Annotated in this window: 9 protein-coding genes; 6 read left to right on the plus strand and 3 right to left on the minus strand. The window is 69.6% G+C overall.

All coding sequences use genetic code 11. The features are described from left to right. The first annotated feature begins 187 nt into the window (after nt 1-187). Entirely contained in the window at nt 188-1,456 is a 1,269-nt protein-coding gene (locus tag EJ903_RS15685) for an exonuclease SbcCD subunit D C-terminal domain-containing protein (RefSeq protein ID WP_210211456.1), read from the plus strand. Continuing rightward, the gene (locus tag EJ903_RS15690; RefSeq protein WP_126617294.1) at nt 1,456-5,310 is read left to right on the plus strand and encodes an AAA family ATPase; all 3,855 of its coding nucleotides are present in this window, start codon (nt 1,456-1,458) and stop codon (nt 5,308-5,310) included. The genes EJ903_RS15685 and EJ903_RS15690 overlap by 1 nt, the downstream gene beginning before the upstream one ends. A gap of 43 nt (nt 5,311-5,353) precedes the next feature. Here EJ903_RS15690 and hepT read toward each other — a convergent pair whose 3' ends face one another. From hepT to EJ903_RS15705, 3 genes are read right to left on the minus strand one after another with little or no spacing between them, the layout of a single operon-like run. Beyond that, the gene (hepT, locus tag EJ903_RS15695) at nt 5,354-5,770 is read right to left on the minus strand and encodes a type VII toxin-antitoxin system HepT family RNase toxin (protein WP_126617112.1); all 417 of its coding nucleotides are present in this window, start codon (nt 5,768-5,770) and stop codon (nt 5,354-5,356) included. Continuing rightward, complete coding sequence (mntA, locus tag EJ903_RS15700; RefSeq protein WP_210211457.1) at nt 5,760-6,197, minus strand: type VII toxin-antitoxin system MntA family adenylyltransferase antitoxin; 438 nt, start codon at nt 6,195-6,197, stop codon at nt 5,760-5,762. The genes hepT and mntA overlap by 11 nt, the downstream gene beginning before the upstream one ends. A 20-nt stretch (nt 6,198-6,217) precedes the next feature. Then, on the minus strand, nt 6,218-7,192 hold the full coding sequence (locus EJ903_RS15705; protein ID WP_126617114.1) for a replication protein RepA: 975 nt from the start codon (nt 7,190-7,192) through the stop codon (nt 6,218-6,220). A 1,196-nt stretch (nt 7,193-8,388) separates the two neighbouring features. Between EJ903_RS15705 and EJ903_RS15710 the strand changes: the two genes are divergently transcribed. From EJ903_RS15710 to EJ903_RS15725, 4 genes are all read left to right on the plus strand, one after another. Further along, on the plus strand, nt 8,389-9,420 hold the full coding sequence (locus tag EJ903_RS15710) for an AAA family ATPase (RefSeq protein WP_126617116.1): 1,032 nt from the start codon (nt 8,389-8,391) through the stop codon (nt 9,418-9,420). Next, complete coding sequence (locus tag EJ903_RS15715; RefSeq protein WP_126617119.1) at nt 9,407-10,282, plus strand: ParB/RepB/Spo0J family partition protein; 876 nt, start codon at nt 9,407-9,409, stop codon at nt 10,280-10,282. Before EJ903_RS15710 ends, EJ903_RS15715 begins: the two co-directional genes overlap by 14 nt. Nucleotides 10,283-10,396: 114 nt before the next feature. After that, nucleotides 10,397-10,747, plus strand: coding sequence for a hypothetical protein (locus EJ903_RS15720; RefSeq protein WP_126617121.1), 351 nt, complete (start codon nt 10,397-10,399; stop codon nt 10,745-10,747). A 4-nt stretch (nt 10,748-10,751) separates the two neighbouring features. Continuing rightward, on the plus strand, nt 10,752-12,071 hold a 1,320-nt coding region (locus EJ903_RS15725), incomplete at its 3' end, for a tetratricopeptide repeat protein (RefSeq protein ID WP_148105282.1).

Here is a 12,071-nt window from a genome sequence, read left to right on the forward strand (position 1 = left end):
CGCCGCTCCGTTCGGAGCGCGTCGGCGTCGTTCGCGTCGGGAGGCGCTTTATAGGCGGCATCCCAATTTCACGCAACACCTTTTTTCATCCAAAGCGCATTTTTTCCAAAAAACCCCATCAGGACCCCTGCGCTCGCGCACGCGTGCTGTACAGTGGCCGCCCTTTTCGCCGTTCGAGTGCACCGCCATGCCCCGCCCCTTGCGCCTTTTGCACACCGCCGATTGGCATCTCGGCCAGACGCTGCACGGCCTGACGCGGGAGTATGAGCATTCCCGCTTTCTGGATTGGCTGCTCGACCGGATTGGGGAGCATGCGGTGGACGCCCTCATCATCGCGGGCGATCTGTTTGACGGGCAAAACCCGCCGATCCCGTCTCTGATGTTGTTCCATCGCTTTCTCGCCTCCGCCAAGGCACGCTTTCCCCGCCTGGATGTGGTGGTGCTGGCCGGAAACCACGACAGCGCCAGCCGATTGGACGCGTCCGCCCCGTTGCTGGCGGCCTTGGGAGTCGCGGTGATCGGCGCGCCGCCGCTGCGGCCCGACGGCCGGTTCGACCCCGCCGGGCTGCTGGTTCCGCTGCACGACCGCGACGGACTGGTCGCCGCCCGCTGTGTGGCGATGCCGCATCTGCGCCCGGCCGATCTGCCCGCGCTTCCCATCGAGGATGGCGTGGAGGGGGTCGACCCGCTGATCGAGGGGGTCCGCCAGCTCTACGACCAGGCGGTGACGGCGGCGCGCGCCTGCCTCAACGCCGATGAAGCGCTGGTTTTGACCGGCCATTGCTACATGCGCGGCGGCGCGCTGTCGGATCTGAGCGAGCGCAAGATTCTGGGCGGCAATCTGCACGCCCTGCCGGTGGACATCTTTCCGGCGGACGCCGCCTATGTCGCGCTTGGCCATCTGCACCGGGCGCAGGCGGTGGGCGGGTTGGAGCATGTGCGCTACAGCGGTTCCCCCCTGCCGCTGGCCTTGGACGAGGAGAGCTACCCCCATCAGGTGATGCTGGTGGAGTTGGCCGAGGGCCGCATGGTTGGGCGGCAGGCCCTGCCGGTCCCGCGCGCCGTTCCCATTCACCGCATCCCCGGCGGCGGCCGCTTCGCCCCACCCGACGCGACGTTGGAGGCCCTGCGCGCGCTCCCCCTCGACGCGGACGCGCCGCGCGAGCGTTGGCCCTTCGTGGAGGTGTCGGTGGCGTTGGCCAGCCCGCGCCCGGCCCTGCGCGAGGAGGTGGAAGCGGCCCTGGCCGGACGGCCCGCCCGGCTGGTCAAGCTGGCGGTGCGGTTGACCGGCGACGGGGCGGCCCTGGCCGATCACGCCCCGGCGGTGGAGTTGAGCGATCTGGAGCCGGAGGACGTCTTCCATCGCCTCTATCAGCGTCATCACCAGGGTGAACCGCCGCCGGATCTGATGGCGGCCTTCCAACAGGTGTTGATGTCGGTTCAGGAGGGCGCGTGATGCGGATTTTGGCGGTGCGCGGGCACAATCTGACCAGTTTGGCCGGAACCTTCGCGGTTGATCTCAACAACGGGCCGCTGCGGCGGGCCGGGCTGTTCGCCATCACCGGCCCGACCGGGGCGGGGAAAAGCACCATTCTGGACGCCTTGTGTCTGGCCCTGTTCGACGCCATCCCCCGCCTGCCGACCGGGCGGGGCGAGCAATCGGCGGCGGAGCGCGATCCGAAGACGCTGGCGGCCAACGACGTGCGCGGCGTGCTGCGCCGGGGGGCGGCGTCGGGCTGGGCCGAGGTCGATTTCATCGGGGTGGACGGCCATGGCTACCGCGCCCGTTGGGAGGTGCGGCGGGCGCGGTTGAAGGCCGACGGCGCGGTGCAGGCCCAGAGCATGAGCCTGTCCAGCCTGGACGGCGACCAGCGCTTCGGCGACGGCAAGAAATCCGTGTTGGCGGAAATCGAGCAGCGTTTGGGCCTGAGCTTTGAGCAATTCCGCCGCGCGGTTCTGCTGGCCCAGGGCGATTTTGCCACCTTTCTCAAGGCCCCGGCGACCGAACGTTCGGCCCTGCTGGAGCTGCTGACCGGGACGGAGATCTATTCCGCCCTGTCGAAAGCCGCCCACGAGCGCGAGCGGCGGGAAAAGCAGGCGCTCGACAATCTGGTCGCCCAAGGCGGCGGCATCGGCGTGCTGGCGGCCGAAGCCCGCGCCGAACTGGAAACGGAGCGCCAGCGGGCCGACGCGGCGGTCGCCGACGCCGACCGGTTGGTCGAAAAGGCGCGCGCGGCGCTGGATTGGTGGACGCAAGACCGCCGCTTGGCCGAGGCCGAACAGACCGCGCAGGACGCATCGGCGCACGCCGATGCGGCGTGGCAGCGGGCCGAACCCCGGCGGGCCGTGGCGGCGCTGCGGCGGCGCGCCCAACCGCTGCGCCCCTTGATCGCCGACGCCGACCGCCTCGCCCAGGCGGTGGCGCAGGCCCGCCACGCGGAAGAGGACGCCACCGCCGCGCGCGCCGCCGCCCAACAGGCGCTGGCCGCGGCCACCGACCGCCTGACCGTCGCCGCCAGTCAGGCGGAGGCGGCCAACGCCGCCCGGCTGCGGGCCGAACCGGCCTTGGCCCAGGCCGCCGAACTGGATGGCCGCATCGCCGCGCTGGCCCGCGAGGCGGAGGAGGCCCAAACTCACGCGACCGACGCCGAGGCGCAGGCCCGCGCGGCGGCGGAGGCATTCCGCCGGGCCGACGCCGCCCTCACCGCCGGGCGGGAACGGGTGACGGCGCTGACCGCCGCGCTCGCCGCGCAGGACGCGCTCGCCCCGCTGGCCGGGCAATGGGCGCGCTGGGACGCCGCCTTGCTCCGGGTGGCCGACGCCGACACGCGCCGACGCGCCGCCGAGGCCGAGGCCCAGCGGCTCGCCACCGCCCTGGCGGCGCTGGACGATCAGGCCGAGAGCGCCCAAGCCGCCGTCGCCGCCGCGCAAGCCGATCTGGACGCGGCCGGCCGCGCGCTTGCGGGCGTCGAGGCCGAACCCGCCCCGGCGCTGGACGCGGTGTTGACCCAACGCCGGGCGACGCTCGACCGCCGCGACCGGCTGCGCGGTCTGGCCGCGTTGGCCGAGCAGACCGCGCAGCGGCGGGCGGAGGCGGCGCGGTGGCGCGCCGAACGCGCGGCGCGGCGGGAGGAGGACGCCCGCGAAACCGCCGCCGCCGCCGCCTGCGCCGCTGAGGCCAACGCCAAACAGGCGGCGCGCGACGAGGCCGACGACACGCTGCGCCGCCTGCGCTTGATCCAGCGCGAGGATGTCGACAGCCTGCGCCGCCGTCTGGTCGCCGGGGAAGCCTGCCCGGTCTGCGGATCCGATCATCACCCCTGGGCGGGCGACGGCGCGCCCCTGGCCCAGCTTCGCGACGTCACCCGCGATCAGGAACAACGGGTTGCCGCCCTGGCCCGCGACCACACCGACGCGCTCGCCCGGCAAGCCGGGCACGAGGCCACCGCGCGGGCGGCCCGCAGCGCCGTCGCCGGTCTGGACGAGCGGCTGGACGTTCTGGACCGCGCGCTGGACACCGACGGCGCGCGCTGGACCCGCGAGCGGTCGGCGCTGGTCGCCCTGCTGACCGGGCCGGAGGTCCCCACGCCACCGCTCCCCATGCCCCTGACCGCTGACGCGCTGCCCGCCACCCCGGAGGCGGGAGCGCTGGCCGAATGGCTCGCTGAATTTGATACGCGGCTGGAGGCGTTGGCGGAGGAGGAGGCGCGGACGCTGGATCACCGCAAGCGGCTCGACGCCGCCCGCGAGGCCCAGACCCAGGCGGGCGACCGGTTGCGCCGCGCGGGCGAGGCCCAAAGCCGAGTCGCGCGGGAGCGGGAAGCCACCGGCAACGCCCAGCGTCTGGCCGATGGCAACCGCGACCACGCCCGGCGCGACGGTGACACCGCGCGGTCCGAACTGGCGGAACCGCTCGCCTTCCTGCCCGATTGGCGCGCGGCGCTGGACCGGGATCCCGCCGCCTTCCGGGCGGAATGGTCCGTCCGCGTCGCCGCGTATCAAAATCAGCGTGACGAGCGGGCCGATCAGGAGCGCGGCGTCGCGGATTCCGAACGGCGAGCCGAACGCGCCCAGGCCGATCACAGCGGCGCGGCGGCCCTGGCGGAGACCGCGCGGCAGCGGTGCCACGGCCTGACCGACCGGCTCGACGCCCTGCGGACCGAGCGGGCCGGGCTGCTGGACGGGCAGCCGGTGGCCGAACGCCGCGCCGCGCTCGACGCCCAGCAGCGGCAGACCGACAGCGCCGCGCAGCAGGCCGCCTTGGAACGGCAGGACGCCGCCGCCCGCCTGACCGCCGCCGCGCATCTGGTGGAACGCAGCCACGCCGCCGCCATCGCCGCCGATCAGGCGGCGGTCGAGGCGCGCGACCGGCTGACCGACGCGCTGACCGCAAGCGGGCTGAGCGACGCGGAGGCCCGCCACGCCACCGCCCAGCCGGAGGCGGAGGGGCTGGCCGAAGACCACGCGCTCGCTGAACTTGAAACGGCGCGGCGCGACGCGGCGTTGGTGCTGGCCGAACGGCGGCGTCAGCGCGCCGATCACCGCGACCGTCAGCCCCCGCACGCCGCGCGGTCCACGGAGGACGGCGAGGGTGAGGTTGACACCTCCGGCCTGACGGGGGCCGAAGCCGCGCTGACCGACGCGATCAACCACCAGGATGCAGCGCGGCAGCGGCAGGGGGCCGCGCGCGGGCGCTTGACCGCCGACGATGAAAACCGGGCGCGGCTGGCCGATCTGACCATCGCCATCGACGCGCAGAAGTCGCAACACGCGCTGTGGGCGTCGCTGTCCGGGCTGATCGGCTCGGCGGATGGGCAGAAGATGCGCAACTTCGCCCAAAGCCTCAGCCTGGATCGCCTGCTCGCCCACGCCAACCGGCATTTGGACGAGTTGGCCCGCCGCTATCGGCTGGAACGGGTGCCGGGGGCCAACCTCGACATCCAGGTGATCGACCGCGAGATGGGCGACGAGCGGCGCGGCGTGCACAGCCTGTCGGGCGGTGAGCTGTTCCTGGTGTCGCTGGCCCTGGCGCTGGGTCTGTCGGCGATGGCGGCGGGGAGCGCCGGCGGCATCGGCACGCTGTTCATCGATGAGGGATTCGGCACGCTGGATCCCGACAGCTTGGACGTGGCCCTGTCCTGCCTGGAGGCCCTGCAGGCCGGAGGCCGTCAGGTCGGCGTCATCAGCCATGTCCCGGCGATGGTCGAGCGGATCGGCGCGCAGGTCCGCGTCAGCCCGCTGGGCGGTGGCCGCAGCCGGGTGACGGTGCTCGCGTCCGGGCTGGAGGTCGAAACGAACGCCGAGACGTAAAGAACGGCTGAAGCCCCGCCGGGGGATAACAGCCGGTGGGCCTTCAGCCGGGGGATCGGGTCAGGATCGCCCGGCTGAAGGCCAGAAAATCATCCAGGTGGCGTTCGATCACCGCAACGGTCACAGCCATGTTGAGGCTTTGATAGTCATGCACGGCGATGTTGCGGTGGCCAACCATCCGCTGCAACGCCGTGGCCAGCCGGGCGTCGATCCATCCCGCTCGCTCCAGCAGGGCGAACACATCGCGCGCGCTTTGCGGCACGCCCAGCCGGTCGCGCCGGATGATGATGTGGCCCATGTCGAGGCTGGCTTCGCACGCGCGCTGGATGTTGAGAATCGCCGCGTCCTGCCGCGTCAGGTCCTGGGGGAAACCGCCGGGATCCTTGCCATACTCCTCGCGCACGCGGGCAACGCAGCGTTCGATGGTCGCGGCCTTGTTGATCAGCGCATCATCCGCCATGAACGCGCCCTTCCCGCAGAATGTCGGCCAACAGCGGCGCGCGCGCCTCGTCCAGCGCGAGTTTGGCGTTGAGGATGTAGGCGTCGTAACGATCCGGCTCCGCCCCTTGGGCGAACAGACGGCGTCCGGTGGTGATGATCTGGTGCTGCATCACCGTGCTGGCGCGGCGCAGATCGACCAGATCGACGTCCACATCCAACCGCTTGGCGATGGCCTCGCCCGCCTCCCACAAGGCGACCGGGTCAGCGGGTTCGGGCAGGAGGACGGCAAGGTCAAGATCGCTGTCGGCCCGGCCCGGCCCGTTGGCCCGGCTGCCGAACAGCGTCAGGGCGCACAGGGCCGGAAGCACCGACCGCGCCGCGTCCAGGATCGCGTCATCCGACAACACCGCCGCCACGCCTGCCCCCACACCGACCCGACCGGTCATGAGAGTAGCGCGGCGGAGGATCAACGCAACAGGGCCGGGCGCAGGATGGCGTGTTTGTTGGACGGGACCGCCGGGGCCGACGGCCGCAGCAGCAGACCCTTGGCGGTCGGCTCGATGTTGGCGTCCGGATAGACGGCCATGACGTCCTTCAAGGCTTCCTTCAGGCGGAAGGCGAGCACGCGGTGTTCGCTGACCGAACCGAAATGCTGGGACAGCGCGTGCCAGGGAACCAGCGTCTGCTTGTCCAGCCGGTGCAGGCGGTGGACCAGCCAGACATAGGCGTCGAGCGCCAGGGCCGAATTCTTCAGCTTGGCGATGGCGTGCTCGTCCAACGGAACCGCGTGTTCCATCAGATGATCGAAAAAGGAGGTGGTCAGGCGGACGAAGCGCACCCACTCGCCACCGGTGCGGAACAGATCCGGGGTTTCCTCGTCGTCGCGCCACAGCTTGATGCCGTCGATCAGCCGCTGGTCGGAGATTTCGGCGCTGGAGTTGCCGGTGGTGGTGCGCAAGGTGAATTCGCAACGGGCGATGCGCAGCACCTGTTCGCGCACCGGCTTGTAATTGCCGCGCTCCCCGCCGGTCGGGGCCAGGCCGAGGCGGCGCAGCCACGCGCTCATGCTGGGGCCGAGATCGACGTGGGGGGTGCGGGTCTTGCGCGCCTCGGTCTGCAAATAGATCATGATCAGGCGCGCCTTGGCCCCATAGGGGACACCGACGTCCAGCACCGTTCCGTCGCGCAGGGGCAGAATGCCGGGGCGGACGACGAGCTGGTAGCGACCGTTGTTGCGCACCCAGGGGGCGGTCTCGTCCTTGGGCTTGCGGTGGGGCAGCGAGGCTTGGCAGAATCCGGCGTGCAGATAGCCGATGGCGTCGATCTCGTTGGAGATCGCCTCATGGGCCATGATGACGCGGCGGCGCTCCTTCGGGTCCTCCGTCCGTGCCAAGACCGCCTCGAACCCCTCCAGGGTCAATTGCTCGTGGATCTTGGCCATGGACACCCTCTTTTCCCTTCCTCAACACGACCGGTCGCCGGGACCAGTGGGTTTCAGAAAACACAAAATCCGGGGGCTGTGAAGCGGCGGCACACCAGGATTCGCTGAAGTTGCAACGCGGCGTGCGGAATCCGTTGCAAGTTCAGCGCGGCGGCGGCGAGGCCCGATCCGCCCCCTGTTTCAACTTCAGCGCCCACGATTGTGACGAACCCGTTGCACCGCCTCGCTTTCGCGGCCTCCAACCCTGGCTTGTCCACGATTCTCCACGCTGACTCCGCAACGGGCGGTGGCTGTCCCCAGTCATCCACGCTGACTCCGCAACGGCCCCGTCGCTGAACTCGCAACGGCAGGCCCGTCGTTCACGCTGAAGTCGCAACGATTTCAATGGTTTTCCACGCTGAACTTGCAACCATGTCCTATATAAGACTCCCTATAAGAGATTCTCCGGTAGGAATCGGTCACGCGTTTGGCGTGCGCGACCACGACCAAGCCCCCTTCCGCAGTCCTGCACGCGGCGAATCCGGCCAACGCGCGGCCCTGGCCACCGAACTCACACCGTCCATTCGCTGAATTTGCAACGCTTGCCAGCCGATTCGGCCCCTTCAATCAACCGTCCACCGGCTTTCCAGACTGTGGCCACGCTGATTTTGACACGAGGGATCCAATCCCCCGGGACTCGGACACGGCAGCAGCATGGCCGCTGAATTTGAAACATCCCATGGCCAAGCCCTTGCGTTGGTTGATCTTTCCTTCCTTACCCGCGACTCGCGATTCGCCTCGCTGAGTTTGAATCGGCTCTCAGGCCGGACAACCGATCCGCCAACGCTGAATCAGAAACGGCGGCACCTTTATGAATCAAGACACGACTCGCAACGCGTTCCCACCGCTAACGCTGAATCGGTAACGCTGGCTCTGTCCCGGCCACAGAGATAGTGTGTAGGGCCGTGCAACCGCCCGATCAGCGGCCAAAGACGCGAGTCCCCTCCCCCACCCATTGCAGGATATAATTCCTATACGACGTCGTATGAAAGGCCCAATCCGCCCCTCGCGACGGCCGGTGTGACGCACATGTTGCGGTTCGGCTTGACCGCTTGCGTCACATCCGTAGAGTGGCGCCACGCACGCACACGGCCACGCCCACAGGCGCGATGCCCCACCCCTCCCCGTCCACCGGCGGGTTTCGACACGGAGTGTCCATGACCGGCGAAGAACTGCGCGCCCTGCGGGAACGGCGCGGCGAAGACCAGCTTGGGTTTGCCGGTTGGCTCAACGGCCACCTGAACCGCCGCTACGACCGCTCCCGCGTCAGCCGTTGGGAAAGCGGAGCGGAGCGCATCCCCCAGCAGGTCGAACAGTTCATCCGCAGCCAGGAGGTTCCGGCGGGCGGCCCTGCCCTGCCCGCCGATTTGACGCCGGTGCGCCGTGCGGTCATCGCCGTGGCCAACCAAAAGGGCGGTGTGGGCAAGACGACGACGGCGGTCAACCTGTCCTACACGCTCGCCACCCTGGGGCTGAAGGTGCTGTTGATCGACAGCGACCCGCAGGCCAACGCCACCGTCCATCTCGGCCTGGATCCGGGGGAGGTGGAAATGGTGCGCAAGGGCCTCTACAGCGTGTTGCGCGGCGGTCTCAGCTTTGACGCCATCGCGCAGCCGGTCTGCAACGGACTGTTCACGCTGGCCCCGTCCAGCATAGGGCTGGCGGCGGCGGAAACGGAGCTGGTGGCCGAACCGGACAATTCCCTGGTGCTGAAAGAAAAGCTCGCCGACGTGCGCGAGCGCTTCGACGTCGTCATCATCGATTGCCCGCCCAATCTGGGTTTGCTGACCATCAACGCGCTCGCCGCGTCCGATCTGGTGCTGATTCCGGTGCAGACGGAGGTGTTTGCCGGGTTGGGCGTGCCGTTGCTGATGGAAACCATCGCCAAGATCCGGCGGCGCTCCAACCCGTCGCTGAACATTTTCGGGATTCTGCCGACCATGTATTCGGCCCGCCTCACCCAGGATCAGGCCAGCCTGAAGGAAATCCAGGCCCATTACGAAGGGCGCACGCGGGTGCTGCCGGTGGTGCCGCGCGCCACGCTCTACGCCCAGGCGTCCGGGGCCGGGCGTCCGGCGGTGGAGGCCGATCCGAACTCCGCCAGCGTCCAGGCCTACACCGACCTCGCCCGCGAGGTGGCCGCCCACCTGATTGCCCGCCCGACGGAGGCCCGCCATGGCGTCGCGTAAATTGGAACGCACCAGCAGCGTGATCCTGAACAAGGCGGCCCAGCGCGGCGGCGACGCCCTGTTCGGCCTGTCGGCGGATTTCCCCCGCCTGATCGAAGTGGATCTGGAGCGCGTCCAGCCCAACCCCGACCAGCCCCGCCGCCATTTCGATGAGGAGGCGCTGCGCGAGCTGGCGGCGTCGATCGAACGGCACGGGCTGAAGCAACCGATCCTGGTGCAGGAGATCGGCGACGGCGATTATCGCCTGATCGCCGGGGAACGGCGCTGGCGCGCCTGCGGCCTGATCGGGCGGCGGACCATCTTCGCCATCGTCAGCGACGGCGACCCCGACGAGCTGGCCCTGATCGAGAACATCCAGCGGGTCGATCTCGACGCGCTGGAAATGGCCCGCGCCTTCGCCCGCCTGATCGAGCGGCACGACTACACGCACGAGGCGCTTGGCCACGTCATCGGCCGCAGTCAGGCGGAGGTGACGCGCACCCTGTCGCTGCTGCGCCTGCCCGCCGGGATCCTCGACGAGTTTGAAATGCGCTACCGCTCCGTCCCCAAAAGCATCCTGACGGAGATCGCCGCCGTCGAGGACGCCGACACCCAACAACGGCTGTGGGACCTGATCAAGGAGGGCGGCACGGTGAAGGCCCTGCGCGAGGCCAAACGCGCCCACGCCCCGCGCGGCGACCGCCCCGGCCCGCTCCCCCCACCCCTGCCCGTCTTCCGCCTCGTCACCGCCGCCCAACGCATCGCCCGCGACTTCGCCCAGGTCGACGTCCGCGACCTGCGCGATCACCGCAGCCGCCTGACCGACGCCGAATGGACCGAACTGCGCCGCCTGCATCACCTGCTGGATCAACTGTTGGCCTGAGGCGGCGCGGCAACAGCCGGTAAGCGTCGGTCGGTGCGCCACACCATCAGGGTTGCTTTCCCCCAAGGCTCTTCGCATCATTGTCCGATGATGCGGTTGGCGGTGGGGGATGGCATGGACGACGCGTTGCTGAAAAGCCTGGGGCAGATCGCCGGGATCGGCGGCATCGCCCTGGGTGTGGTTCTGCTGGTCTTTCGCGCGATCATCGGCAAGGCATCGGGCGGAAAGGGCCAAGCCAGCAACGACAGCCTGCTGACCACGCTCGCCTTTCTCATCACCCTGGTCGGGTTGGCCGGGATCGGCGCGTGGGTTTGGGTCAGCACAAAGGGCGGCGAAGCCGCGCCCGCTGCGCACAGCATCGGTGGTGACGCGAAGGCCACCAACGGCGGGACCATCATCAACGGCAACGTGACCGGTAACGTCGGCGGCGCACCCCTGCCCGCCCCGGCCCCAAAGGGACCGTGACCCGATGAGCCGCCTTGCCACACTCCTGATCGGCGCGGCGCTGGTGTCCCTCGTTCCCGCTGTGGTGATTGCCGCCCCGTCGTCAACCGCCCAGAACATCACCGCCGACCATGGCGGCATCGTGGTGAACGGGAATGTCGGCGGATCGGTCGGGTTGACGCCGGTCGCGCTCAAAGAATTGATGATCGAATACGCCCGGCAGGACAGCGCGGCGGTTCAAGAGGTCAAGGCTCTCAGCAAACAGTTGGGTGTGACGGAAGCCGCGCTTGGCGGCTTTTTCAAGACTCTGGAACAGAACGACGTTCCGCCCGAACAGCTCGCTGTCCGCCTGTCCGAGATCGCGCGCGATCACAAAAAGCTGTTGGCGGAGGTCAGGCTGTTTCGTGGCGAGGATGACCCCGACGTTGCCCGCCTCAGCGCCGACGCCGAAGCCGCCCTGCTCGCGGGCCGCAACGAGGATGCCCGCCGCCTGTTGACGGAGGCCAAGGCCGCCAACATCGCCGCCGCCGACCGTCTGCGCAACGCAATGAACATCCACAAACGCCGCGCGGCGGAAAAGGCGGCGGCGCTGGGTCGTCTGGCCACCAGCGAAATCGACTACCCCCGCGCCGCCGCCGCCTTCACCGAAGCCGCCACTCTCTGCCCACCAGACGACGCCCTGTTGCGGGCGGACTATCTGAACAGCGCGGGACAAGCGGAGTACCGGGCCGGTCGCTATCCGGCTGCGCTTCCATTGTACACAGAAGCCCTGGCGATCCGGGAGAAGGCGCTTGGCCCCGACCATCTCGACACCGCCAGAAGCCTCAACAATCTGGCTGTGCTGTACGACACGCAGGGGAAGCTTGAGGCCGCCGCCCCCCTCCACGCCCGCGCCCTGGCGATCAAGGAGAGGGCGCTCGGCCCCGACCATCCCGACACCGCCTTAAGCCTCAACAATCTGGCCGTGCTGTACGACACGCAGGGGCAGCTTGAGGCCGCCGCCCCGCTCTACACCCGCGCCCTGGCGATCAAGGAGAGGGCGCTCGGCCCCGACCATCCCGACACCGCCTTAAGCCTCAACAATCTGGCCTATCTGTACAAGGCGCAGGGGAAGCTTGAGGCCGCCGCCCCACTCTACACCCGCGCCCTGGCGATCCGGGAGAAGGCGCTCGGCCCCGGCCATCCCGACACCGCCACCAGCCTCAACAATCTGGCCTCTCTGTATCAGGCGCAGGGGCAGCTTGAGGCCGCCGCCCCGCTCTACACCCGCGCCTTGGCGATCTGGGAGAAGGCGCTCGGCCCCGACCATCCCGACACCGCCTTAAGCCTCAACAATCTGGCCTAT

This window comes from Azospirillum griseum, from assembly GCF_003966125.1.
Classification (GTDB): Bacteria; Pseudomonadota; Alphaproteobacteria; order Azospirillales; family Azospirillaceae; genus Azospirillum; species Azospirillum griseum.

Excerpts from the sequence above, each read along its gene's own strand:
- EJ903_RS15685 (WP_210211456.1), top strand. The coding sequence starts at position 188 with ATGCCCCGCCCCTTGCGCCTTTTGCACACCGCCGATTGGCATCTCGGC.
- EJ903_RS15690 (WP_126617294.1), top strand. The coding sequence starts at position 1,456 with ATGCGGATTTTGGCGGTGCGCGGGCACAATCTGACCAGTTTGGCCGGA.
- hepT (WP_126617112.1), bottom strand. The coding sequence starts at position 5,770 with ATGGCGGATGATGCGCTGATCAACAAGGCCGCGACCATCGAACGCTGC.
- mntA (WP_210211457.1), bottom strand. The coding sequence starts at position 6,197 with ATGACCGGTCGGGTCGGTGTGGGGGCAGGCGTGGCGGCGGTGTTGTCG.
- EJ903_RS15705 (WP_126617114.1), bottom strand. The coding sequence starts at position 7,192 with ATGGCCAAGATCCACGAGCAATTGACCCTGGAGGGGTTCGAGGCGGTC.
- EJ903_RS15710 (WP_126617116.1), top strand. The coding sequence starts at position 8,389 with ATGACCGGCGAAGAACTGCGCGCCCTGCGGGAACGGCGCGGCGAAGAC.
- EJ903_RS15715 (WP_126617119.1), top strand. The coding sequence starts at position 9,407 with ATGGCGTCGCGTAAATTGGAACGCACCAGCAGCGTGATCCTGAACAAG.
- EJ903_RS15720 (WP_126617121.1), top strand. The coding sequence starts at position 10,397 with ATGGACGACGCGTTGCTGAAAAGCCTGGGGCAGATCGCCGGGATCGGC.